Origin of the sequence: Commensalibacter oyaizuii, assembly GCF_029953265.1 — a bacterium.
GTDB classification, from domain to species: Bacteria; Pseudomonadota; Alphaproteobacteria; order Acetobacterales; family Acetobacteraceae; genus Commensalibacter; species Commensalibacter oyaizuii.
Window position 1 is genome coordinate 2,155,138 of the sequence record NZ_JASBAO010000001.1, and the last position, 24,712, is coordinate 2,179,849.

The window sequence follows — 24,712 nt, forward strand, 5'->3', positions numbered from 1 at the left end:
ACTGTTATGTAATTATAGATTGCAAAATGTAAATTAACTAAAAATAGTATTTATAGAGTAAAGAGTTTATGAAGAAATAAGGATTTACCAATGATAATTGGCAAAACCTTAAAAATTTACATTAAGTTGTAAGTTTTATGCGAGGAGGTGTTAATAGACACCGTCTTTGTGTCTCTTTTATTGTTAGTTTTTGAAGGAGGTTGCAATTTCAATAGTAATGAGACAAGGATTTTCATTTCTTCAAAAGGAACGGTTTCGTCAGCTAGTATGTTTTGTAAATTTTCTATCAAGCTTTTTTGATTTTTATAATACGTCTCTTGTTCGTCTATGTTAAGCGTTTGGGCAGCAGATTCTAAATTAGATTGTAATTTAAAAATTGCTCTTTTTAGGTCTTCTTTAGAATTTAATTTATCGTTCATTTGTTCAATGGTTTTGTTCTGTAGTTTTAGGAATATTAATTATTATTTAGTAATAATTACTTTTTTATAATAAAAAGTAAATAGTATATTTTTATATTTTTTATTTCATGAAATTGTTTACTCTATGTAATATTTAAAATCAATTTGTGCGAATAATTTATGCGAGTAACTTGTAAGAAAAGTTGTTGCGAAGAATAATTTTGCCATAGTTAAGATTTCTTTCTATAAAATGTCCTACTTTATTTTTATTGTCTTGTAAAATATTTATGATTATTTGCAAATGACAAATATTGATACGTTAAAATAATAATACAATGAAAGCTTTTTTCTTAAAATTGCCTAAATATTAGATAGGTATAAATATTAATGAAAAAAAATGCTGGTATCGAGTTAACTATTATTGATAGGATTATATTAATATTTAGTGATCAATTACTGTTAATATTATTTATATATTCATCATGTTTTACAATTGACAATATGTACAAAAGTTTGTTATTATATTATAAAATAATATATTTGCGTTTTTTTTATAATTTATTTAACGTTACGTTCTTTTCGATTCTAGACAATAATTTCTATCTTTATAGAAATTGCATATTATATCAAATCAGGTTTTATACCTTTTCCAAGATCACAGTTAGTATATTTGATAAATAAATATTTGTAAGGTGTGTGGAATGGCTATAGTAAAAAGCACCAAAAAGCAGGAGTCGTTATTTGGCAATGAAATTAAAAACTCTGTTTCAAAAATAAGAAAAAATATCAAAGAGGGAAATCAAAAATCACCGTTAGAAGTTATGGTTTATATTATGAATAAAAGTTTGGAAGACCAAAATTATGACTTGGCGTTAAATGTCGCCTATAAAGTTGCACCTTATCTTCATGCTAAGCTAAATGAATCCAAGTTGGAGGTGACTAATCTTAAAAGGCCAGAGGAAATGACCGATGAAGAGTTGCAAATATTTATCGGAGAAAGCAAAACAAGCAGCTCAAAATGAATTAATGCGTAGACAATCGGCCAGGGACCGTTTGATTCATTTCACAACTTATACCAAACGTGATTATACTATTGGTGTTCATCATCAGTTTTTGTGTGATAAATTAGAAGCTGTTGAAAGGGGTGAAATTAAACGTTTAATGGTATTTATGCCTCCTCGTCATGGTAAAAGTGAATTGACATCTAAGCGTTTTCCCGCATGGTTTTTGGGACGAAATCCATCAAAACAGTTAATTATGGCTAGTTATTCTGCTAAATTATCCGATAGTTTCGGTCGAGATGTGCGAAATATCGTTGCTTCTAGATTATTTCAGAACATATTTCCAAACGTTACTTTATCAGCGGATAGTAAAGCCAAGGATTTGTGGGAAACTAATTATCAAGGTGTTTTTTTATCATCTGGTATTGGTGGCAGTATTACTGGATACGGTGGGCATCTAGCAATAATTGATGATCCAGTTAAAGATCGTCATGATGCAGAGAGTGAAACCGTTCGCGATAATGTGTGGAATTGGTATAAATCTGTTTTACGAACGCGTATTATGCCAAAAGGAGCCATTATTTTAGTGTTAACACGGTGGCACGTGGATGATTTGGCAGGGCGTTTATTGCAGGAGATGCAAAATGGCTCTGGCGAGATATGGGATGTATTAAATTTGTCAGCTAGAGCAAAGGAAAACGATCCCTTGGGACGTGATGTTGGGGATCCTTTATGGCCAGAGGCATTTGGAAATGATGAATTAACGCAAATCGAAAGTGCTGTTGGTGCACGTGATTGGGCTGCTTTGTATCAAGGTGATCCTGTGCTTTCAATGGGTAGTGTGTTTAAGGTTGCCCAAATTCCAATTATTGATGCAGCTTCCAAAGCTGCACAAATAGTCAGACGTTGGGATTTTGCTGCGACGGTTGCTACAAAGGGATATGACCCTGATTGGACCGTAGGGGTTAAAATGCAACGTAACGAAGATGGAGGATATACGATTTTGGACGTTGTTCGTTTTCGTGGACGTCCAGATGAAGTTGAAAAAACGGTTTTAGCAATAGCCAGTCAAGATGGAGAGGGGGTCAAAGTTATTTTATCTCAGGATCCAGGTCAGGCAGGGGTTGCTCAAGTGCAATATTATACTAAATTATTAGCTGGTTACAAGGTTGCAGCTGTTCGTGAAACTGGTAGCAAAGTTATACGTGCTGATCCCTTAGTCGCACAGGTAAATGTAGGAAATGTTGCTTTAGTACGTGCACCATGGAACAGAGCATTCTTGGATGAATTAATGTCGTTTCCAGATGGTACACATGATGATCAAGTGGATGCTGCGGCTGGGGCATTCGAATATGTTGCGATTAAAAAGCGCCTGCCTAAAATGCCTTCATTTGCAAGGCTATCACGAATTTAATGGGATTAGTAAGAAAAACGTGGTGGATATTATGGCTCTTCTTTTGAAGGGCTTTTTTTTATCAAAATGTTGAGAATATAAGTAATGGTTAAAAAAACAAAGCTCAAAGATGTGTATGTTCCTTATACACAGGTTTCACAGCTGATAAATAAACAAGATGTTTTTTCTCCTTATGAAGTGCCTGAAGGTATTGTTGGAGAACATGATGAGTGCGCTGGGGTTAGTGATAGCATGTTTATGGATCAGTTTCGTAATTTTAATGTAACGAATAATCCAGTTACTACTTTGTTCGAAGAAGGAATTGGCTTTCCAGGATATCCTTATTTGGCTCAATTATCACTGCGTGGCGAATATCGTATGATTGTCGAAACGCGCGCAGAAGAAGCAACAAGAGAATGGATTACCTTTCGTCAAATTAGTAAAAAAATTGCTTATTCTGATCGCTTGGACAAAATCCAAACTGAATTCAAACGTCTTGATATCCAAGGCATTATACGTCAGGCATTATGTAAAGAAGGATATTTTGGTCTTTCTTATTTATATATTGATTTAAAAACAGCCCAAAACAGTGAAGATGAAAAATCTGCCCCTCTCTTTTTAAGTTCAAAAAAAATCAACAAGGGTGATTTAAAAGGCATTAAGTTAATTGATCCAACGTGGGTTACCCCTGTTGCGTATAATGCGATTGATCCTTTTGCAGATGATTTTTACACACCTTCTTTGTGGTGGGTTTTAGGACAACAGGTGCATGCTTCTAGACTAATTTCTATTGTTTCACAGCCTGTGCCTGATATTTTAAAACCAGCTTACAACTTTGGGGGAGTACCTTTTGCATTTATGTGCAAGCCTTATGTCGATAATTGGTTACGTACGCGTCAGTCTGTATCAGATTTGATTAAATCTTTTTCAACGATGGTTTTAAAAACAGATTTATCCCAATTATTGAGTCCAGGATGTGAGGAATTAAGTAAACGTGCAGAATTAATGGCAGCTTATCGAGATAATCGCGGCCTGCAAATTGTTGATAAAGAGACAGAAGATCTTGCTAATATTGCAACTCCTTTATCAGGTTTGGATAAATTGCAGGCACAATCCCAAGAACATATGGCATCAATTTCTGGCATTCCCTTGGTTAAGTTATTAGGCATTACTCCATCTGGGTTAAATGCCTCGTCTGATGGTGAAGTAAGGTGTTTTTACGACAAAATTGCAGCGTTACAAGAATCTGTCTTGCGTGCACCGTTGGAAATGATTTTAAGGATTGTACAACTTCATCTATTTGGTGATATTGATGAGAATATTACATTTGATTTTAATTCACTATGGCAAATCGATGAAGTAGAACAATCTCAAGTAGAAGTTAACATTGCCAAGACACTTACCGACTATGTAGAGCGTAATGTTTTAACTTCTCAACAAGTTCAAGAAATTTTACAAAATAGTGCGAAAACGTCTTTGTTTTCGAATATCAATTTAATGTAGAATAATTTTAGTAAACATATAGTAATATATTTTATTTCAACAGTATTTTATTATTTTTTTAGTTACTTTTATTTTAGAAAAACTTTTTAATAGCGTCATAAGCAACCCTTGATTTTTCAAGGGTTGCTTATTTTTTGGAAATATTAATGTCTAGATTGTTAAACAGAGCTTTGGTTTTTGATGCATCATCGATGCGTTTCGAAGACTGGAACGGACATTTGCGAGTACGTAATACCAATTTAACTAAGGCAAATGTTTGTGAGTATTATGGATTTGAGATTAATAACCATAAACAATATGGATTAAACCCAAATAAAAAATATCGATTTTTACGTTCCCCAGAGGCATTAAAAAAAGCCGTAGGTTCTTTTAAAGAACGTCCGATTTTGTACCAGCACAAGGCTGCTGATGCAACGCATTTGGATAATTCCAAAGTTATCGGAACGACTGGTTCCGATCCTGTATTCTCTTATCCCTATATTCAATCTTCCATTACGATTTGGGATGGGGATTATATTCGCGCGATCAAGGATAATACGCAGGCGGAATTATCAGCCTCTTATGCATTTATACCAGTGATGGATAAAGGAATATTTGATGGGGAACATTATGATGGGGTCATGACAGAAATTTATGTTGATCATGTCGCCTTGGTGGCAGAGGGACGGGCAGGTCCTGATGTAAGAGTTTCAGACGAAAGGTTTAAAAACAGAATGCCAAAACTCAATAAAATGGGGATGCAACTTAGTGCAGCCCTTGCAGATCATTTAGGTCAAAGTGGGATGAACCACAATGATGTAGAAGATGCAATTGCCACGATTAGTGGAACACGTCGCAAATATATAGCAAAAATTTTACAAGCTCTTTTATCACGTAATCTTGGTGCTGCGGATTGTGATTGCATAAAAGATACACAAATTGACGAAACCATTAATCGGGTAATGGATGAAGATTTTGACGGGGATTATGTTGGGGATGAGGATCCTGTTAACACAATTTACAGCCCAGATAAAGAAGATGTTGACGTAGAAGATTGCGGAAATGAAGAACAGTCCTTAAAAGGAGTGAAGGCTTTTGACGCAGCTTTTATTGAACGTTCAATAGAAAAACGAATTATGGCTAAAGCCAAGCAAGCGCATGAAGCCAGAATGTTGGTCAAACCATTGGTTGGTGAATGGGCAATTACTGAAGATAATGGTGAAGCCATTTTACGGAGTGTTTTAATTGAGACAACTGGTAAGTCCCCCCCATCATCAATGAATTATAGTGGCTTAAAATATGCAGTTGATTTAGCCATTTCACAACGATCTTCATTAAGGGTTAACGACAGTAAAAAAACACATCAAAGCGATCTGCAACGCTTTGGTGCAACACGCTTGCGGAGTATTTAAGAATGTCTTTTCAAAGTAAAGTAAATTTAGTTCCTGCCAAAGGATGGCATGGTGATTTTGCCTCTACCAATGTCAGAGTGTCCTTATTGAATAATGGGTACTACCAAGCAGGAGAAGAAGGCATTTTAGCAGGTTCTTTTGTATGGGTTGATGAAGAAACAAATACTGTTAGTAACAAAGGTACTGGTTCTCCTGACGGTTTTGTGGCACGTGAACTAACTGGGATACCAGGGCAATATTTAGAGGAACACTCTATGAAGATCCCTAGTGGTTTTATGGTCAGTGTTTTTGAAAAAGGTGAATTTTTAATTATGCTTCCTAAAGAAGTAAGCGAAGTAAAGCGCGGAGATGTTGTAAACGTCTCCACTTCAACTGGAGCGGTCAGTCTTGGTGGTAGTAAGTCTGTACAAACAGCATATAAATATGTAGCAAGTGCAAAGAGTGGTGAGATTGTTGCCATTTCTGCGTGGATTTAAAAGGTTTTATTTAAAATGACAATTCAAACAAAATCATGGGTTCGTGATCGAACAGTACTAGAAAACGAATTTGGTATTCATTTGCCAAATGTCGTCGATTATACAACAAATGCACGCGTTGGCGATGGTGCATTTTCACCGATAACTGCGGCAAATAATGCGATCCCTGCACAATTTACCACCTATATTGATCCACAGATTATTGAGGTTTTAATTGCCCCCTTAAAAGCTGCACAAATCTATGGTGAAGCAAAAAAAGGGGATTGGCTACACGATACCATGATGTTTACCGTTGTAGAGCCTGCTGGAGATATTGCTGCATATGGGGATTTTAATCAAGCGGGTTATAGCCGTATGAATACGGACTTTCCTCAACGTCAACAATTTCTAGTGCAAGCATTCGCTGAATGGGGGGATCGTGAAGTTGGGCGTGCGGGTTTGGCCAATATTGATCTTCCCTCACGTAAACGGATGGCAGCAGCCCTATTGTTAAATCATTGGCAAAATCAGAGCTATTTCTTTGGGGTGGCAAACCTGCAAAATTACGGGGCGTTGAACGATCCAGGGCTATTACCTGCTATTACCCCCACCACAAAAACAGCAGGGGGGACGACGTGGGAAAATGCAACGGCGATGGAGATTTATAACGATATCCAAAAATTATATCGTCAGTTACAATCTCAAACTAAAGGGGTTATTCATTTAGACAATGCTGTTGATATGGACAGCCCTTTAAAATTAGTAGTTTCTAACGAAGTACAGGCTCATTTACTGAAAACCAACGAATATGGTATTGGGGTTATTGATTTACTCAAGAAGAACTTCCCTAATTTAGTGCAGATGAGTGCGCCTCAACTTTCAACAGAAGGTGGGGAACTGGTACAACTTTTTGTTGAAAATTATCAAGGTTTGGATACATTCACCTGCGCATTTTCTGAGAAATTACGCAGTCATGGTGTTGTTCGTGAAAGTTCTTCCATGAAAGAAAAATTAACCCAAGGTTCGTGGGGGGCTGTTTTAACCCGTCCTGTGCTGGTTGCACAAATGATTGGGGTATAGGCATGAGTGATGACGTATTAGTAGCGTGCAAGTTACCCCATGGGATCTATTTGGACATGGGTAAGCAGCGAATAAAACTTAATGGAATTATGCAAAGTGGGCGCGTTGAAGCGCCTTTTTTTATGGCCCCACTCAATAGTGTTGGGTTAACCAAAGTTCCAAGGGATTTTTGGGAGGCATGGATTAAAGAACATCAGGATTTTGAACCTGTAAAAAAGGGATTAATCTTTGCGTCTGATAAAAAGAAACGTTTGTTAGATGAGGCAGACGAAAAATCTGATGTAAAAAGTGGATTAGAACGTCTCGACCCCTCTCAACTTCCAAAAACATTAGAACAGGTACAACCAGGAAAATTATAATGGAACAACGATCTGAACATTCAGATCGGGAACTGGTTTTTGATTGGTCGGATTGGGCTTCTTGCTTTCCTGAGTTAGAAAGCTATTTCCGGCCGGAAAATGTGCGTAAAATTGCTGAACGTGCAGCAATGTATTTCAATCCAGGTAAAAATAGTGCAGTTTCCTGTGTTAAGGAACGACGTATTTTATTGTATTTATTGGTATCTCACTTGGTTTTTTTACAGAAAAAAACTGAGAGTAACGATCAAATTATGGGGCCAATTAAATCTGTATCCGAAGGCAGTATTTCTTTGTCTGTCGATACATCGGGCAGCACCTCTGGTAAAATTGATCCATGGTTGGCGCAAAGCCGTTATGGATACGAGTTTTGGGCATTAAGCAAAAAATACCGCAGCACATTTTATATTCGACCTATTCCCGATCCAAGATATCGCATATTCCCTTAGAAGGACAACAAAATGGTTAATGTTAAGGCAAAAAAAAGAACTCATAAAACCGAATTAGCAAATTCAAAGATACTGAAAAGTAAAACGGGTAAATCTAAGATTAAGCAGCTTGCTATTGATATAGATGATGGAAACGAAGAGGATTTCTCTGCAGAAAATGCAATAGACATATTGCATAATACTTTAGATATTAAAGCACTTCATTATGGTAGTGAAGAGGATGAAGAAGGCAAAGATATGGCTGACGAGTTCCAACCCGTTGACCGTTTGATAGGTAATGAATCTTATCGAAAAAGCGAAACTCAGTATGAACAGCCCGTGACAGAAGAAGAGAATGACGAGGAACAAGATTGTGTTGTGATTGGTTGTCGGATGCCTAATGGTGTGGTTATTCATGCTGGTCACAGCACAACATTATTACGTGGTATTAATGATATGCCTGGTAAAGGTTCTTTTCGTGATTACGGCGGGATTGGTTTTACCAAAGTAACCAAAACGCTTTGGAGTAATTTTGTAAAGACCCATAAAAATTGGCCACCTTTACAGAATGGTTCTGTTTTTATTTCTAAAAACAAAGAGTTTTGGTGGGAAGGGCTTTGATATTTCATAGGATTTTATTGGTTATACGATTTATTTAAATATCTATTTTACGAGTTGATAATGAGTTAGGAAACATCATGAAAATTCATGATCTTGTCCGCGGAATGATAGCAACAGTAAATCCTAATATAATAGGGTCTATTTATCGTTCCAAAGGATATGCGTTAAACGGTACGCAACAAGAACCACTGTACGAGGATCCAGTTCAGGTAGAGTTGCAAATACAGTCGTTGCTTGGGGACGTATTAAAACATAGTCACTTTTTAAACCAACAGGGCGAGCGTAAAGTTGTCTATGTGAATGGTCAGGTTTTTGGCATTGATCGTGTAAGGGGAGCTGGCGGTGATCTTTTAGAATTTTATGGTAGAAGATGGCTAGTGGTTCAACGTTTAGAATCTTGGGAAGGGTCAGATTGGTGTAAGGTTGTAGTCGTTGCACAACTCGATAAACCTCAAGATGATGATGCAATTATCGAAGATTACGTTGAATAATTTTATCGTTGTTAAGCTTATATTTTATTAATGAATTAAATTAATTAATAAAATATATTTCTTCACCGTTAAACTGTTGGTTCGTAATTTTCAAAATTTTTGGGTTATAACATTCTATATAAATGTGAATTTTAGCCTATTATTGTTCATAAAAAGGAGTGATATGTCCTATTATGCAACAGTTCCTTTATCTTGGCAAACTACCATTGACCGGACTTCGATTGCTTGGGATGAATATGATGATGATATTCGCAATATCGTTAATCAATTTAACCAGCATTTGCGCTCGACACCAGAATATCACGATTTGGATTGGCGATTAATCAAAGCAATGATATGGGTCGAGACAGGTCAACATAGTTCTCAATGGCATTTTAAACCGATGCAAATTGGGAATAATGGAGATAATGGATTAAAAGCTGTAATCAATATTCGTAAGATTAAACAAAAAAATGGTAAAAATAAAATCGTAAGTGATGGTGCTGAGTTAATAATCCCTCCTGCTTTTGCACAAGATCTAACCTACAAAAATAAAGCAGAGATTCAAAAAAATCCGCAATTAAATATTAAGGCAGGTATTGCATATTTATTATTGAGACATGCCAAATTTAAATACAGAACGCGTTTAGATGTTGATCAGCAATTGTATGTTGTTCAGGTTAAAAGGGGTGATACCTTAACTCAAATTGCAAAAGATAAACTTACAACTATTGGTATTTTGCAGTCATTAAATAGAGGTGTTCGGACAAGATATTTACAATCTGGCACATGGTTAATATATCGAAAAGCTTCTATACAAAGGTATATTTGTGGATGGCATTCAATTACTTTTGCTAGTATTGCAAAAAGATACAATGTTAAGGGGGATCTATATTATGCTAAGAAGTTACAATATATATTCCAAAAATTTAAATATATAACTTATGGAGGGTAATAAGACATTCTTTTAAAAATCGATCAATAAATTTGTATAAAATAAGAATGGATTCAAAAAGAACATTATGTTTTATAATCTCAATTACACAAACAACTTTTTATAAAAAGTAGGCAATTATGGGATTAGTAATAATGTTTAAGGCGGGAATTGTTGGGGGATTAACTTTCATCATTGCCATTGGTGTTGTCATCTCAACCGTTTCCGTGACAGCAAAACAGTTGCAAAATACAGCAATTAAAGTAAAGAAAATACCAGCATATTTAATGTTTTTTATTGTTTGGCTTGTTGGTTGGGCAGTAATTTACTGGTTATTTTCAGAGGTGGGCGTTGTTGATACCCCTGAAAAAGCACGTATATCCACTATTTATGTTTGTCTGTTCGCATTGATGCCATCATTTGCAATGGTGCTTGCAGCATTGGTATATTATTTAGATGTTCGTACAGCTCTTACAAAATCTGTATGAATAATTGTTATTAGTGAATACTGCTGAAATTCCATAAAATAGTTGGATCAATGATGTTATACTCTTTGATTGTATTTTAGTTATCAAAATTATAGATTAGCACTTTGATATTGATTACTTGTACTATCTTTATTGATAGATATACGTAACTCAGGTGAGCTTAAGAATAGTGTATCAAATTATTATTATATCCGTGTAGCTCACAACAAATGAAAGTATGTTGCACTGTTTAATTTTTGAGCCATTCAATAGGGTGGTTTTTATATATTATATTCGATCGTTTGTTACAAAAACGGGCAGAATTGACAAATTATTTGCTTCGTGAAAAAGGGCGCTTTTAGCGCCCTTTTGTATTTTACATAATTAATTAATAAATTAAGGAAAACAATGAGTATCCCTTTAAATAATATAGTTAAGATTAATCCCGGTGTATTGGACGTTGGGAATAATGGGAATAATTTGTTTGGTTTGTTATTAACCCAAAAAGGCGTTATTGCGGCTAATCAAATTACGACGTTTACATCATCAGATCAGATTGGGAAATTATTTGGTTACGATTCAACTGAATATAATTTAGCCAATGTCTATTTTGCTGGATTTACCGATTCAGACCGTGTGGCTGCACAATTATATATGGCACCTTTTTATACAACAGACAGTAACGCAAGCTTACTTGGTGGGTCTTTGTCGTATATAAAATTGGAAGATCTACGCAAGTTTGGTGGAGATCTGAAGATTAATATCGATGGTCATGATATAACAGTTGGTAAAGAGGCAATTGATTTATCTCATGTCAATAGTTTTAGCGACGCTGCAGATTATTTAACAACACTTTTAAGAAATTTATTGGCAAAAACGTTAAATAAAGCAATATCAGATCAAGAAACTAAAGTTACAGTTTCCTTTTCATCTGGCACAAATTCATTGATTGTGACGTCTCCAACTACTGGCGTAAAATCATCGGTGGGTTTTGCCAGTGGGGAGTTAGCAAACAACTTGCGCCTGTCACGAGATCAGGGGGCTGTGCAGTCTGTTGCCGTCTCTAATCCAAGTGTAGTTGGGTTATTAAATACTTTACGCAAACAAAACTTGTCTTTTTGTTCTGTATTTTTGGCGTGGGAAGTAAACGACGAACAAAAAATGGAATTTGCTAAATGGGCACATTCCATGAGAGACGACGTATGTGTTATTTTGTCAGACAGTAACAATAACGCGTATTTCCCTAACAAAGGTTTATCATTTGCCGAAAAAGTAGCTGCTGTTGGATATGAGGGCGTTGTAAGTGTTTATAATAATCTTGAGCTTTGTGCATTTATTGCAGGATATCCTGCAGCTTGGGATTTAACCAAAACGGACGGTCGCTTTACCGCGGCATTCAGGCGCAGTTCTTTGTTGACCGCCAATGTTACCGATGAAGACCAAGCACTGGCATTAAAAGCCAATGGCTATAATTTCTACGGTATTTGGGCATCTGCAACCTCTAATTTTACCTTTATGTATGAAGGTCGTATTTCAGGACAATATCTATGGTTGGACAGCTGGTATTGCCAAGTTTGGATGCGTCGCCTGTTTCAGTATTATTTTGTTTTGACCTTATTGGCCAAGGGGCAAATTCCATACAATACTGATGGCAAGGGGATTTTAACCACCGCTATTAAACCCGCCATTGACCAGTTTATGAACTTTGGTGCCATTCGTACGGGTATTGGGCTTTCAGACCAACAAGTCCAGGCTTTAAAACAGGCTGGATTAAACCAATCGCAGATTAATAATATTACGTCAACGGGGTATTATCTTAAGGTTGATATGGCGCGCGTTACCCCCCAAGTCAGGGTTCAACGTGGCTCACCACCGATTAGTTTTTGGTATACCGATGGTCAATCCGTCCAGCAAATTAATATGAACAGCATCGAGATTCAATAACATGTCAGCAAATAAAACAATTACAGCGATTAACACGAAATTGACCTTAATCGCATCTAATCCTTGGGTAAATAATACAGCAGCCGACGCCGTAGGTTTAGGCTCGACAGCAACAGGGTTTGTTTCCCCACTGGTTGGCGTTCCACTTAGTCTTGAAGGAATGACATCAGATAACCCTTTTAGTTTCTCTCAACAAAATATGGTGGAAACCCAAACCTCAATGGAGGGTAATTTATACGGGGGGTATTTGGCAACCGCACAAACGGTAGAATTAACCATTACCTTTATTGCTGCCTCTGATTCATTGGCAACGTTACAGTCACTGGCAAAGATTATGCAAGTGCAGCGCGAAACGATGAAGTTTAACGGCACTATGATTGTTCCATCCCAAGGCAAAACCTTTGCCTTAAACAACGGATACTGGATTGATTGGCAATCTATTCCAACACACGCAAAAATCTTGCAACCTGTCCCTTGTAAATTCAGGTTTGAATCCGTCGATGAAACGTTGGAAATGTAGGGAATACGTTACCCTTCCTTAATAAAGTATAAATGATTGATCAAAAGGCACTGCACACCAGTGCCTTTTTTAAATTGGAGAAAATAGATGGCACGTAGAACAACAGATATCAAAATTACTGAACCTGGCAGGGATCAGGGAAAATTATTTAAAATCACTGAAATGTCAGCATTCGATACTGAAGAATGGGCAGAAAAAACAATAAACGCAGTTTTAAGAAATGTCGATCGAAAGGATTTATTGTTGTTATTGCCAGTTGTTTATACCTATATTCAAGATCTCAGCGAAAATAAAACAGTCGAACAAGTTATCGAAGAAAAGGGTGAGGGCAAGGCCACAATAAGTCAAGCCACAGAATATTTATCGATTTATTTTTCTTCATTAGTATTTCAGTTGCCTTTCGATGCTTTAAAACAGATTATGGAACCATTATTAAATTGTTGTTCTATTTATCTAAGCCCAGGGCAAACCGAATTAACCGAACCCGTATCAAATAATTTTTCACAATATATCGAAGAGCCATCAACGATCTTTGCATTGAAACGGGAGGCATTCAAATTACACACTGATTTTTTTATCAAAGGCAGCAGGCCACACCTAGCCCAACTTATCAGTACAATCAATCAAACTATAGAGAATCAGAAATCAGATACACCCCAAACGTCCCCCAAACCATAGGATTGGTGGTTTTATCAGGTCTGGCAACCCTTAATGAATTGAAAACCATTTATGGTGTTAAAGATCTTTATGATTTTGTGGAAATGATATGGATTAAAAATCATAACGAACTTGTCATTAGTGAAGAAATAAAGCGAAATATAAACCATGCCTAAAGGTCCAAATATAATCAGTAACTTTAAATCACCAGGAATAAAATTTGAGGATATTTTACATTTTTTGGGCTGGATCCAAGGAACATCAGTGAATTTGGAGAAAACTGTCGACGATTTCAGAAAAACCGTAAACGACGTATCCAAAATATTACCAGATAAGGTAAATTATCAGCCGCCATTGGTCATTGATACAAAGATGATTAATGGATCACCCTTGGTTACAGCCAATAATTTATCCCAGCAATTTCCCGAATTAAAAACATTACTCGATAATGGAATAAAATATTCAGAAAAATTTATGCAGGTAATGACGAAATGGGAACAATTTACCGAAGAACAAAAGGCAGCCTTTAAAGATTTTGGTTCCGCAGTCAAAGGATTGATCGAGGCCACATATACCGTAAAGGATATGTTTGATACCGCCCACAGTGCAACAAAAATCAAATGGACGGCCGAGTACATGAAAGAAGATCCAAAGACGCTGTTGCACTTTGTAAATTTATTGCGTCGATATAATCTTGACGATGATAAATCCATAGCGATTGCTGCAAAATTCAATAATATTTCTAACCTAGCAGCAACCAAAAAAGGGCGAAAAACCCTAAAAGAGGACAAAGATTACGAGGATTTCCGGTTTTTTGCCAAATATCAACCTGAATTGTTAAAGTCAGGGCACGACATCATGGAACGGCTGTCGCTGTTAATTCAGGCCTATGAAAAAGCAGCATCTGACAAAAAAAATCCAGTAAATACAAGGGAATTGTTAAAACATCTAGAGGCAGTAATCGGTGAAAATACTTTTGCCATTTATCGAATGATTGTTGAAGACAGCCAAAAAGATCCCTCTGGGACAAGCCAGTTGCAGAAAAAAAAGCAAGAGGAACTTTTCCATAGTCAACAAGAGGCTGATAATTTACCTGCAATTGAAAAATTAGATTATAATGTAAATAAAAAACAAACCACGAAAACAATGGTAGATTATGGTGCTGTGGCAACGGCACAACCTTGGCTTAGCTTTGTATTACAAAAAGTGACAGAGGTGATGAATAATCATCACGAGGGATTATCCAACCTAGAGGCATACGGTGCCTTGGGGTTAGAAGCCTATAAATATTTGGATTTTATTTATAAACTGATCAATGCTTTGCGTGCATTGAAAATGGACGACAACGGCGGCGGTGACAAGGACAAGGACGACCGCGATCATAAAATAGATCCATTGGGATATAAAACGCCAGCGCTACAGGGAAATATGGTGCCAGAAAATAATGATGCCAAACATCAACAGGGCTTAATACCCCCTCGGCCCAACAAACCAGTAACTGACAGTCCTGATCAAATGCGTGAACAACATTCATCAGATCAACCACCAGCCAATCATCAAAATTATGTGGATGCGGTGGGTAAATTTTTGTTGGGCGTGGCCGCATTGGGGGCTGCGGCGGTACTTGTGGGTACTGGTGCCGCCGAGGCAGCAGCAGCAGGCGCCGCTGCAGTGGGGGTGATCATGTATATTAAACAAAATATGGGCGCGGGTGATTTACTACCTGAAAATCAACATAATCGTAAAGATCTCCCTCTGCATAGTTCCCTTTCTGGATCCCGCTTACCTCAATTGATGAAGCATCAACGGGGTGCTATGAACATGAAAACAGACGATCATTTCAATACACCATCCAAACATGATCATACAAACACGGCGCAATCGGGAAGGATAACGGACATGAACCATGCCTATCAATTTGAAAAATTACTGCAAACCATTAATAATCAGCAATACCATACCACCATTAATGTCACCCCCTCTAACAGTGATCCAATGCAGGTGGCACAACTGGTTTTTCAAAAATTTAAGCATCTAAGCCATCAGGAAAATGCTGTCATCCCTACTCGTGATGCCAGACAAATGGGAACAGGGTTGATTTAATGATTAATGGTCTTGCACTTCGTGTTAATACCTTTTATCACTTTATTTGTGCTTGATTGAAAATATTGTATAAGATTTATTCCTTGTTTTTCCATTTTACTAAAACGTGGCAGCGTAAGGTTGCGTGCCATTCGTCGGAGGTAAGTTTGGTTATCAACAAAAGGTATTCCTTCGTATGGATTTCGATCTCCCAAAGCATCTTGTTCTTTTTTAATCATTCTCGCATTATTTGAAACGGTCATATCGGCCAGCATACAAACCTCAAATTGAGGGCTGTTCTTATCCGTATTTTTGTAACACTCGTAAACTGCACGAACATCTTCTTTTGGCCCTCGTCCACAGGCTGCATTAGCGATCAGGTCGATTGCGGCCTGAACTCTTTCTTGTGGGATTTGTTTTTGGAATGTTTCTGCCTTGGCCTGCATGGGGATAGTAATGACGGCAAGGATAAGCAAGATCTTTTTCATTCATATTGTCCTTGAGTGTGATAAATTACGGTTTTGTATTGATATCATAAATTGGGAATGAATTAAATAACACAGGACATTTATAATGATGCTAAGGATAAAAATATAGAAATCGTATAATAAATCACAGCCTATTTATGAACATGAATACCAATGCAAACGATCATTTCAATACACCATCTAAACAGGATCATATAAACACGGCGCAATCGGGAAGGATAACAGATATGAACCATGCCTATCAATTTGAAAAATTACTGCAAACCATTAATAACCAGCAATATCATACCACCATTAATGTCACTCCCTCTAACAGTGATCCAATGCAGGTGGCACAACTGGTTTTTCAAAAATTTAAGCATCTAAGCCATCAGGAAAACGTTGCCACCCCCACCCGTGATGCCAGACAAATAGGAGGGGGATGGATCTAGGGTTCTTTAGCTTTGCATTTTGCATTTGTACCATCTGTGACTTTATCGATATTCGGTTTAAAATATTTTATTATATCAATTCCTTGCTCTTTCATCTTATTAAAACGGGGTAAGGCGAGGTAATGTGCAATTCGGCGAAGATAAGTTTTATTATCAACGAAAGGTATTCCTTCATAGGGGTTTGGGTCTCCCAAGGCATCGTGACGATCTTGGTAATACCCAGCACTATTTGAAACTGACATATCAGCCAGCATACAAACCTCAAATTGGGGGCTGTTTTTATCAGTGTGTTTATAACACTCATAAACAGCACGGACGCCTGCCTTTAACCCGTATTTACAATCTGCATTAGCGATCAGGTCGATTGCGGCCTGAACTCTTTCTTGTGGGATTTGTTTTTGGAATGTTTCTGCCCTGGCTTGTGTGGAGATGGTAATGACGGCAAGGATAAGCAAGATCTTTTTCATTCATATTGTCCTTGAGTGTGATAAATTACGGTTTTGTATTGATATCATAAATTGGTAACGAATTAAATAACACAAGACATTTATAATGATGCTAAGGATAAAAATATAGAAATCGTATAATAAATCACAGCCTATTTATGAACATGAATACCAATGCAAACGATCATTTCAATACGCCATCCAAACAGGATCATACAAACACGGCGCAATCGGGAAGGATAACGGACATGAACCATGCCTATCAATTTGAAAAATTACTGCAAACCATTAATAATCAGTAATATCATACCACCATTAATGTCACCCCCTCTAACAGTGATCCAATGCAGGTGGCACAACTGGTTTTTCAAAAATTCAAACATCTAAGCCATCAGGAAAATGCTGTCACCCCTACTCGTGATGCCAGACAAATAGGAGGGGGATGGATCTAAGGTTCCATCGCTTTGCATTTTGCATTGATACCATCTGTGACTTTATCGATACTTGATCCGAAATAATCTCCGACATCAATTCCTTGTCTTTCCATTCTATGGAAACGTGGTAAAAAAAGATAAACGGCCATGCGGCGGACAAAGGTTTTATTATCGACAAAAGGTATTCCCTCATAGGGGTTTGGGTCTCCCAAGGCATCGTGCCTTTCCTGGTAGATTCTAGCACTGTTTGATGTTGACATATCGGCCAGCATACAAACCTCAAATTGGGGGCTGTTCTTGTCGGTGTTTTTGTAACATTCATAAACCGCACGTGGCCCTTCTCTTAGGTTTTTTTTGCATGTGGCATTAGCGATCAGATCGATTGCGGCCTGAACTCTTTCTTGTGGAATTTGTTTTTGGAATGTTTCTGCCCTGGCTTGTGTGGAGATGGTAATGACGGCAAGGATAAGCAAGATCTTTTTCATTCATATTGTCCTTGAGTGTGATAAATTACGGTTTTGTATTGATATCATAAATTGGTCATGATTTTAATAAATAAAATAATATATAAAATTTAATGAATATTATTCATAATTAGGCACCGTATTTCTGCTTCGACGCTGCGATGATCATGTTGATATTTTTGAAAAAATATGCTATATTAATACCTATAATCGTAGAACTGTATCTATTATCCGATTTAAATAATTTTAAGTATATATTAAGAATAAATCGGATAAATATCATAGAATTATAAGTAATTATTATTACAATTATTAAAATTAAATAGAAAGGCATCTTTATTTAAAGATGCCTTTTTTGTTAGGGCAAATTATGGCAACAAGAATAGGTGTGGGATCAATTTTATCCTCTTATGCGCAGAGTGCTGGGTGGAAATTGATCAACCAATTGGTTAATTCAAAATCAAAATTTGGGATTTTTGATGCAAATGGTAATGCGTTTTACGAAAATTCTTTGAATAAACAAGAAATTTCTGTTTTCGACAAGTCAATAAGTTTTATGAGCGGTGATAAAACCGCAGAGGCAGGTGTTACCGCCTTTAATTATAGTAAAAATTACAACGTTACGACTGCCCCTATTGAATTAGGCAAAGTTATGGCTGTTAATTTAGTCGAGCAACCCCGTCAGGGACAGGTAACCTATGTTTCTACGGGCACTGAAAAACAAAGAAAGCTTTTCGAAAAAGCATTGGAAGCAGCTGAAGCGTCTAATCAGTTATATGTATTACATACATCTGAATTGACCATCAATCATATAAAAATTATTGGCCATTCTGTTAATCGCAGTGCCAGTCAGGGAACACAGTTAGTCCAGTATCAAGTCAGTTTTCAAGAGTTACTTATTGCGCCCAAACCTAGTACCATACTTCAGGCATCGGAATATAGTAATGACAGTCAAAATCAAGGGGTTTTAGAAGTCAAGGCTGTAACAGGAAATCAACAGCAAGCAGCAATGAAAACCCCATAGGATAAAGTAGTGAATTATGCAATTGATATCTATTAATGCAGTTGAAGCCCAACAATTTTCTTTGAGTTTTAGAGAGTATTCTTATCGTTTTCGTTTATTGGATCGGGGCAAGGCAGGCGTCTTTTTGGATGTGTATCAGGGAATTAATCCTGTGTTAACTGGGTTGTTATGTCTTGATCGGGTACGCATTATTCGTTCTGCTTATGTTCGATTTCCTGGTGATTTTATGTTTGTCGATCAAGAAGGGTTTGATAACCCTTCATATACAGGATTTAACAATCGTTTTTTGCTATATTTTTTAGAAGAAGATGCCGACGATAAGATAGGATTATAATCATGGATCAAGTAACCAGCGATTTATCCCAGAATTTTATCGAAAATCGAAGCAGAGTGATTAACAGTTTTCGTAAAAGATATTTAAAATTTGTCTTTATTAATGGTGTTGATCAATATGGTAATCAAAAAGTATTCGATGATGGTAAAACTGTTTTAGAAGTTGAGGGTTTAAAAGCAACGGCTTCTATTCGTTATGATAGTGGTAACAGCCTACCAGAGTGCGAATGTACCATTTATAATATGGCCGAATCATTGATGAACACGTTGACAACGATGGGGCAGTACGGGAACAAGACGTCTACTTTTGGTGGGTATTTGATTATTTACGCCAGCATTTACGGTGATGGTACTACTGATAACTGGACGTATGGGAAGGTATTCGAAGGGGGGATTACCGTTGCTTATACCGATTATGGTTCGTCCCCTGATATTATTTTTCATGTAAGGGCAATGGTCTTGGGGGGGTTAAACTTAATTCCTGCTGACTCTATTTCCTTTTCAGGTAAAGTTTCTGTTGATCATATATTTCAAAAAATTATTGATACGTATAATCGTAAATTAGCCAAGGGTCTGGATAAACATTTATTTTTAAAATTCAAAAATTACGGTGTAAAGGCAGCATTTAATAATATTAATTTGCATGGTGATTTTGTCCAACAAATTCGGCAATGTGCTGCCGATGGTAATTTTCGATTTAATATACAAGATGGTACTGTATATATTTGGCCAATGGATCAATCTATTAACGAGGCGGAACAAAAAGCAGTTACTGCAAGTCAAAAACAAATCAAAAAAATGTTTTCGTCGAGATATTTAGCTTCAAATACGGGAATGGTTGGGTATCCTGCTTATGCAGACAATGGTATCACAGTGCGATCAATTTTTTCCAATACATTGTCATTTGGAGAGGAGGTTGAAGTGAATTCAGTATACGAACCTGCATGTGGTATATGGCGATACATGATTTCCATGCAACATGAATTATCCTGTTTTGTACCTAATGGATCGTGGTTTACAACGATTGGCTTGGCAAAAGAATATAAGAAAAATAAAGAGAGTAATGGAGTATGATGAATCCAAATAAAGGTAACAGCCAATTAAATACATTGGTCAGTATTATTGATAATGCCCTAAGTCGTATATCCACTGCAATGCCAGTTGAAGTGTTGGCTGTGCATCATAATACAGTTGATGTTATTCCATTAGTAACAATGGTAGATAACGAAGGAAGGGCTGTGGATCATGCTCCAATTAGTGGCTTACCCTATATTCGCTTACAAGCTGGGGATTATGGGATGATCATTGACCCTCAGGTTGGGGATAAAGGGTTGGTTGTTTTTGCTGCTCGTGATATTTCCCATGTAATCCAGTCCAAGAAAAAATCTCTTCCTGCAAGTTCACGTAAACATTCTATATCCGATGGTATTTATATAGCCTCCCTTTTATACGAGGAACCCAAAACGTATATTAAGATCACTAAAGATCTTGTTGAAGTGCAAGCTAGTAACATAAATATTAAGGGAGATGTATCTATTGATGGTAATGTGAAAATTACTGGCAATATGGACATTGATCAAAAAGTAACAGTTGGTCAAGATGCTGTGATTCATGGCATATCATTCAACAATCATAAACATATGGTGATTAAAGAGGGCAAACCGACAGAAGTCCCCAACTAAATCATTTTTAAAAAAAACAAACAAAACACGAGCCACCCCTTTGGGTGGTTTTTTTATGGGGTGATGGAATGGATTTATTATTGACGGAGGACTGGGATTTATTGGTTGATCGTGATGGGAATATTGGGGTTACGGGGACGTATGGATATTCGCGTGCGCAGACGGTTGCCAATGAGATCAAGTTATTTTTGGGCGAGGGTTGGTATGATCGCTCGCAAGGCACGCCACATTTTGCCAAAGTTTTGGGGATTAATACGAATTTAGGATTGGTTCGCAATATTTTGTTGGATCGTGCCAATGGTGTGGATGGGATTAGGCATGCTGATATTGATTTATATGTTGATGAGGATCGTGTGCTGCATGGGGATATTTATTTAAAAAGCCAAGATGGGGAGGTGTTGCGTGTCGAATACTAATGTTCCGACTTTACAATGGGGGGATACGGGCCCTTTATTACCAGAAGAGCATGATATTTTAAATGGGGTGATTGAAGATTTTCAAACCGCTTTTAATAACAAACTCAACTTTTATAATGCTCAGGGTGATTTTTTATTATCCACCCCTCAAGGCCAGCTGGCAACGTCGATGGCAGCCATTATTTCTGACCGTAATCGCTTGCTGGCCTATTATGTTAATCAGGTTGACCCTAGTTATGCGATGGGTCGCATGCAAGACGGGATTGGACGGATTTATTTTATTGAACGCATAGGGGCTCAAAACACGACGGTTGTTGGGGTGTGTTCTGGCAAGGTTGGGGTTCAGATTGGGATTGGAACCTTGGTTCAAGATCGTTCTGGCAATATTTATGCGGCCAAGGAGACGTATGTTATTGGCGATAATGGCACGGTTGATGTGACATTTGTTTGTCAAACGTCAGGTCCCATTGTCTGCCCTGAACATGATTTACAGATGTATCAAATGATAGCAGGCTGGGACAGTGTCGATAATCCCAACCCTGGCATTATTGGGCGTAATGTTGAAAGCCAACAGCAATTTGAACAACGCAGACGACAATCCGTGGCCCAGAACTCGGTCAATAGTGTGGACAGTGTGATGGCGGCATTGCTTAACTTGGTTGATGATCATCATGATCCGATTTGCCAAGACGCATATGTTACTGAAAACAGCACGGGCGAGGCCATCGTCAAAGGCAATGTTTTATTGCAACCGCATTCGATTTACGTCTGCGTTGCGGCACTTAATAGTATAGAAAACCAACAAGCAATCGCCAAAGCCATCTGGAGTAAAAAGCCACCTGGCTGTGCCATGAATGGCGATACAACGGTTGTGATAGAGGACGATAGTGGTCTGTATTCGACGCCCCCGACCTATAGCATGACCTATCAATATGCCCATAATATTTCTTTGAAATTCAATGTCGTTATGGCCAGACCCCAGTTTATGCCCAACGACGCAGTTAATCAGATTAAACAGGCCGTATACGCAGCCTTTACGGGGGCGGATAGATCCAAACGTCCAAGAATTGGCAGCCAGGTTTTGGCTTCGGATTTTTATCCAGCCATTCAAAATATCGGCACATGGACCAGAATTATCTCTGTCCAAATTGGGCGCAATGGTGGGGATGGGGCATCGGTGCAAATGAATATTAACGAAATGCCCGTTTTAACCCAAGACGATATTACGGTGACGTTTAATGGCTGATGATCTAATATTTAATCCCAATGATCCGCCACCTTGTCTTGATCCTATGGTTACGGTGATTGCCCAATACGCCAATTCACCTAAGCTTTTAAGCTTAATTGAGAGTTTCAGCGAAAATATCAAAGTCTGTGCATTTTTCACCGAGTTTTATAATAATATTTGGAATATCGACACGGCCCAAGGCTATGGTTTGGATATTTGGGGTATTATTGTTGGGGTGAACCGAACGGTCAAGACGTTTACGGGGTTCTTTTGGGGATATAACGAGGAAACGCTGTTACTGGCCAGACCTTATTATGATGATACGGGCTTTAACGCTTCTTTAACGGAATATGGAGACCGACGTACGGCATTGGGGATGTTTCGTGATTTGCAGGAGTTGGAGGGGGAAATCACCTTTGATGATGGTAATTTTCGAAAACTGATCCTTGCCAAAGCCCATGCCAATATCAGCAATTATACAGCATCGGATCTCAATAAAATATTAATGCTGGTTTTTGGTGATAGGGCAAAGGGCCACGAGCTTTATGTTCGTGATAATCAAGATATGAGCATGACGATTATCTTTAACTGGATCCCTAATACTGATGAAGTTGCACTGATTTTAAATGCAGGTCTTTTGTTTAAACCTGCAGGTGTGGAATTAAAAACAGAATTTTCTATAAAATAACAGAGGTTTTTATGTCTTTAAACAGACCCAATCCCTTTTTGTCGAAATGGGCAGAAAACGGGAAACGCTTTGACGTGCCCGATACAGGAGCCGATCATGCCAATGGCAGGGCTGACATTCAGTCAGGATTTCCAGACACAACCATGAAATCCGTACTGCAAGGTGGCACCCCCCCGTGGGGGCAAGATCATAACGGCATCTTACACAAAATCACCCAAAGCATCCAATGGACACAAGCGGGGGGATTACCAGTCTTTAATCAGGAATTACGCGATAGAATAGGCGGATACCCAAAGGGGATAGAATTACGATCAACGCGTTTTGATTATGTCTCCTATATTAATATGGTCGACAGTAACCCATCTAATCCTGATAGCGGTGCAAGTAGTGACGATTATTGGATCAGTTATTCAAGACCTGGAAATGGATGGGCCATTAAGACTATTCTTTCTGATGATGCTGATAATATTTCTTATCTCGATAGGAATTTTAGAATTGTTACAAAACTTGTTGGGGCCAATACATTTATTTATGTAAAACCCTCGACGGGCGACAATAAAAATCCAGGAACACGTGAAAAACCTGTAAAAGATATTGGTACAGCAATATCGTTAATTCCTGATGGTGGGTCAGGTCATATTTATTTATATTACGATGATGTTTTTTCGTTAATGCATGACAATCGTACAGAGCTTTATGCTCATTTGGCGGGTGGACTATCTGTAGGGGGACGACATATTTATTTCTTTCCGTATGGTCAGGACGATATTTATAATGAAGTTTACCAATTGAATGACCAAAGACAAGCAGCAGTTAATGTGTGGCTTACCAACGAGATTAAACGACCAATTGTTTATATTCCGGTCGGTGAAGATATGCAAATTCACTCTATTATTTGTGGTTATGTTAATGGGGATACAGGTTCATTTGTTTCTTTCTCGGGAATAGAATTTGTTGTAATGCCAGGTCCAAATGTTAGCATAGGGCAAAGGGGAGGGTGTTTTTCACCCTTCGTTTCTTATGAATTTAAAGGGTGTAACTTCAGAAATACACAAAATATACTGTACTTGTATGGAGGATGGGGAGGGAGAACGAACTCAGTATTATTTGACCATTGTTTTATTGAAGGAACTGGAAAAATGATCATTTTAGGGAGCGATGTTACATCTCTAACTGTTAAAGGGAAGGCAAGTGATAAAACTGGATTAGAGGATAAAGGTTATCATTTTAATCATTCAAATGCGATTGACTATTTCCAAAATACAAAAAATTATCTAAATTTCCGTTTAATTCCAACGTCTTATAAAAATGCAGATGGTTCAAATCCTAATTATGCTCCGATGGGATTACAAACCTTTTTGGAATTGAAATTTTAGTA

General features: G+C 37.5%; 30 protein-coding genes. 26 read left to right on the forward strand and 4 right to left on the reverse strand.

The features are described from left to right. Positions 1-116: 116 nt before the first annotated feature. Positions 117-419, reverse strand: coding sequence for a hypothetical protein (locus QJV27_RS09870; RefSeq protein ID WP_281448756.1), 303 nt, complete (start codon positions 417-419; stop codon positions 117-119). A gap of 680 nt (positions 420-1,099) precedes the next feature. On the opposite strand from QJV27_RS09870, the gene QJV27_RS09875 reads away from it, so the two are divergent. The 16 genes from QJV27_RS09875 (at position 1,100) to QJV27_RS09950 (ending at position 15,721) form a co-directional block, all read left to right on the forward strand. Further along, positions 1,100-1,420, forward strand: coding sequence for a hypothetical protein (locus QJV27_RS09875; protein ID WP_281448757.1), 321 nt, complete (start codon positions 1,100-1,102; stop codon positions 1,418-1,420). Beyond that, positions 1,368-2,813 carry a phage terminase large subunit gene (gene terL / locus QJV27_RS09880; RefSeq protein ID WP_281448758.1) on the forward strand — a complete coding sequence of 482 codons (1,446 nt, stop codon included), beginning with the start codon at positions 1,368-1,370 and terminating at the stop codon, positions 2,811-2,813. The genes QJV27_RS09875 and terL overlap by 53 nt, the downstream gene beginning before the upstream one ends. A gap of 84 nt (positions 2,814-2,897) precedes the next feature. Then, entirely contained in the window at positions 2,898-4,295 is a 1,398-nt protein-coding gene (locus QJV27_RS09885) for a DUF1073 domain-containing protein (protein WP_281448759.1), read from the forward strand. Positions 4,296-4,441: 146 nt separating this feature from the next. Continuing rightward, the gene (locus tag QJV27_RS09890) at positions 4,442-5,686 is read left to right on the forward strand and encodes a DUF2213 domain-containing protein (protein ID WP_281448760.1); all 1,245 of its coding nucleotides are present in this window, start codon (positions 4,442-4,444) and stop codon (positions 5,684-5,686) included. 2 nt (positions 5,687-5,688) lie between these two features. Next, a complete protein-coding gene (locus tag QJV27_RS09895; protein ID WP_281448761.1) occupies positions 5,689-6,162 on the forward strand; it encodes a structural cement protein Gp24 in 474 nt (157 codons plus the stop codon). Positions 6,163-6,177: 15 nt separating this feature from the next. Beyond that, a complete protein-coding gene (locus tag QJV27_RS09900) occupies positions 6,178-7,221 on the forward strand; it encodes a major capsid family protein (RefSeq protein ID WP_281448762.1) in 1,044 nt (347 codons plus the stop codon). A 2-nt stretch (positions 7,222-7,223) separates the two neighbouring features. After that, positions 7,224-7,580, forward strand: coding sequence for a hypothetical protein (locus QJV27_RS09905; protein ID WP_281448763.1), 357 nt, complete (start codon positions 7,224-7,226; stop codon positions 7,578-7,580). Beyond that, positions 7,580-8,026: a DUF4054 domain-containing protein gene (locus tag QJV27_RS09910; RefSeq protein WP_281448764.1), complete on the forward strand. Its 447-nt coding sequence runs from the start codon at positions 7,580-7,582 to the stop codon at positions 8,024-8,026. The genes QJV27_RS09905 and QJV27_RS09910 overlap by 1 nt, the downstream gene beginning before the upstream one ends. Positions 8,027-8,038: 12 nt before the next feature. Continuing rightward, positions 8,039-8,626 (forward strand): hypothetical protein, encoded by a 588-nt coding sequence (locus tag QJV27_RS09915; protein WP_281448765.1) that lies wholly within the window; start codon positions 8,039-8,041, stop codon positions 8,624-8,626. A gap of 77 nt (positions 8,627-8,703) precedes the next feature. Next, positions 8,704-9,117 (forward strand): hypothetical protein, encoded by a 414-nt coding sequence (locus QJV27_RS09920; RefSeq protein ID WP_281448766.1) that lies wholly within the window; start codon positions 8,704-8,706, stop codon positions 9,115-9,117. Between the two features lie 163 nt (positions 9,118-9,280). After that, positions 9,281-10,051 (forward strand): LysM peptidoglycan-binding domain-containing protein, encoded by a 771-nt coding sequence (locus QJV27_RS09925; RefSeq protein ID WP_281448767.1) that lies wholly within the window; start codon positions 9,281-9,283, stop codon positions 10,049-10,051. A gap of 134 nt (positions 10,052-10,185) precedes the next feature. Next, the gene (locus QJV27_RS09930) at positions 10,186-10,518 is read left to right on the forward strand and encodes a hypothetical protein (RefSeq protein WP_281448768.1); all 333 of its coding nucleotides are present in this window, start codon (positions 10,186-10,188) and stop codon (positions 10,516-10,518) included. A 387-nt stretch (positions 10,519-10,905) separates the two neighbouring features. After that, positions 10,906-12,441, forward strand: coding sequence for a DUF3383 family protein (locus QJV27_RS09935; protein WP_281448769.1), 1,536 nt, complete (start codon positions 10,906-10,908; stop codon positions 12,439-12,441). 1 nt (position 12,442) lies between these two features. Further along, positions 12,443-12,961: a phage tail fiber protein gene (locus QJV27_RS09940; protein WP_281448770.1), complete on the forward strand. Its 519-nt coding sequence runs from the start codon at positions 12,443-12,445 to the stop codon at positions 12,959-12,961. A gap of 87 nt (positions 12,962-13,048) precedes the next feature. Beyond that, the gene (locus QJV27_RS09945; protein ID WP_281448771.1) at positions 13,049-13,639 is read left to right on the forward strand and encodes a hypothetical protein; all 591 of its coding nucleotides are present in this window, start codon (positions 13,049-13,051) and stop codon (positions 13,637-13,639) included. 147 nt (positions 13,640-13,786) lie between these two features. Beyond that, the gene (locus tag QJV27_RS09950; RefSeq protein WP_281448772.1) at positions 13,787-15,721 is read left to right on the forward strand and encodes a hypothetical protein; all 1,935 of its coding nucleotides are present in this window, start codon (positions 13,787-13,789) and stop codon (positions 15,719-15,721) included. Here QJV27_RS09950 and QJV27_RS09955 read toward each other — a convergent pair. Continuing rightward, positions 15,718-16,188 carry a hypothetical protein gene (locus tag QJV27_RS09955; protein ID WP_281448773.1) on the reverse strand — a complete coding sequence of 157 codons (471 nt, stop codon included), beginning with the start codon at positions 16,186-16,188 and terminating at the stop codon, positions 15,718-15,720. The two genes, QJV27_RS09950 and QJV27_RS09955, sit on opposite strands and share 4 nt — an antisense overlap. Positions 16,189-16,325: 137 nt before the next feature. Here QJV27_RS09955 and QJV27_RS09960 point away from each other — a divergent pair, with 137 nt between their 5' ends. Next, the gene (locus QJV27_RS09960) at positions 16,326-16,619 is read left to right on the forward strand and encodes a hypothetical protein (protein ID WP_281448774.1); all 294 of its coding nucleotides are present in this window, start codon (positions 16,326-16,328) and stop codon (positions 16,617-16,619) included. Here QJV27_RS09960 and QJV27_RS09965 read toward each other — a convergent pair. Further along, positions 16,616-17,086 carry a hypothetical protein gene (locus tag QJV27_RS09965; RefSeq protein WP_281448775.1) on the reverse strand — a complete coding sequence of 157 codons (471 nt, stop codon included), beginning with the start codon at positions 17,084-17,086 and terminating at the stop codon, positions 16,616-16,618. The two genes, QJV27_RS09960 and QJV27_RS09965, sit on opposite strands and share 4 nt — an antisense overlap. A gap of 137 nt (positions 17,087-17,223) precedes the next feature. Here QJV27_RS09965 and QJV27_RS09970 point away from each other — a divergent pair, with 137 nt between their 5' ends. After that, entirely contained in the window at positions 17,224-17,367 is a 144-nt protein-coding gene (locus tag QJV27_RS09970) for a hypothetical protein (RefSeq protein ID WP_281448776.1), read from the forward strand. Between the two features lie 146 nt (positions 17,368-17,513). Here the strand turns inward: QJV27_RS09970 and QJV27_RS09975 are convergent, their stop codons facing one another. Then, positions 17,514-17,984: a hypothetical protein gene (locus QJV27_RS09975; RefSeq protein ID WP_281448777.1), complete on the reverse strand. Its 471-nt coding sequence runs from the start codon at positions 17,982-17,984 to the stop codon at positions 17,514-17,516. Between the two features lie 349 nt (positions 17,985-18,333). Between QJV27_RS09975 and QJV27_RS09980 the strand changes: the two genes are divergently transcribed. The 8 genes from QJV27_RS09980 (at position 18,334) to QJV27_RS10015 (ending at position 24,710) form a co-directional block, all read left to right on the forward strand. Further along, a complete protein-coding gene (locus tag QJV27_RS09980; protein ID WP_281448778.1) occupies positions 18,334-18,987 on the forward strand; it encodes a phage baseplate protein in 654 nt (217 codons plus the stop codon). A gap of 16 nt (positions 18,988-19,003) precedes the next feature. Beyond that, the gene (locus tag QJV27_RS09985; protein WP_281448779.1) at positions 19,004-19,321 is read left to right on the forward strand and encodes a phage baseplate plug family protein; all 318 of its coding nucleotides are present in this window, start codon (positions 19,004-19,006) and stop codon (positions 19,319-19,321) included. A 2-nt stretch (positions 19,322-19,323) separates the two neighbouring features. After that, positions 19,324-20,394 (forward strand): baseplate hub protein, encoded by a 1,071-nt coding sequence (locus QJV27_RS09990; RefSeq protein WP_281448780.1) that lies wholly within the window; start codon positions 19,324-19,326, stop codon positions 20,392-20,394. Then, complete coding sequence (locus QJV27_RS09995) at positions 20,391-21,002, forward strand: Gp138 family membrane-puncturing spike protein (RefSeq protein ID WP_281448781.1); 612 nt, start codon at positions 20,391-20,393, stop codon at positions 21,000-21,002. The genes QJV27_RS09990 and QJV27_RS09995 overlap by 4 nt, the downstream gene beginning before the upstream one ends. A 68-nt stretch (positions 21,003-21,070) precedes the next feature. Beyond that, a complete protein-coding gene (locus QJV27_RS10000) occupies positions 21,071-21,418 on the forward strand; it encodes a hypothetical protein (RefSeq protein WP_281448782.1) in 348 nt (115 codons plus the stop codon). Next, a complete protein-coding gene (locus QJV27_RS10005) occupies positions 21,405-22,664 on the forward strand; it encodes a baseplate J/gp47 family protein (RefSeq protein WP_281448783.1) in 1,260 nt (419 codons plus the stop codon). Before QJV27_RS10000 ends, QJV27_RS10005 begins: the two co-directional genes overlap by 14 nt. Beyond that, entirely contained in the window at positions 22,657-23,334 is a 678-nt protein-coding gene (locus QJV27_RS10010; protein ID WP_281448784.1) for a DUF2612 domain-containing protein, read from the forward strand. Before QJV27_RS10005 ends, QJV27_RS10010 begins: the two co-directional genes overlap by 8 nt. An 11-nt stretch (positions 23,335-23,345) precedes the next feature. Further along, complete coding sequence (locus QJV27_RS10015; RefSeq protein WP_281448785.1) at positions 23,346-24,710, forward strand: hypothetical protein; 1,365 nt, start codon at positions 23,346-23,348, stop codon at positions 24,708-24,710. Positions 24,711-24,712: the final 2 nt, after the last annotated feature.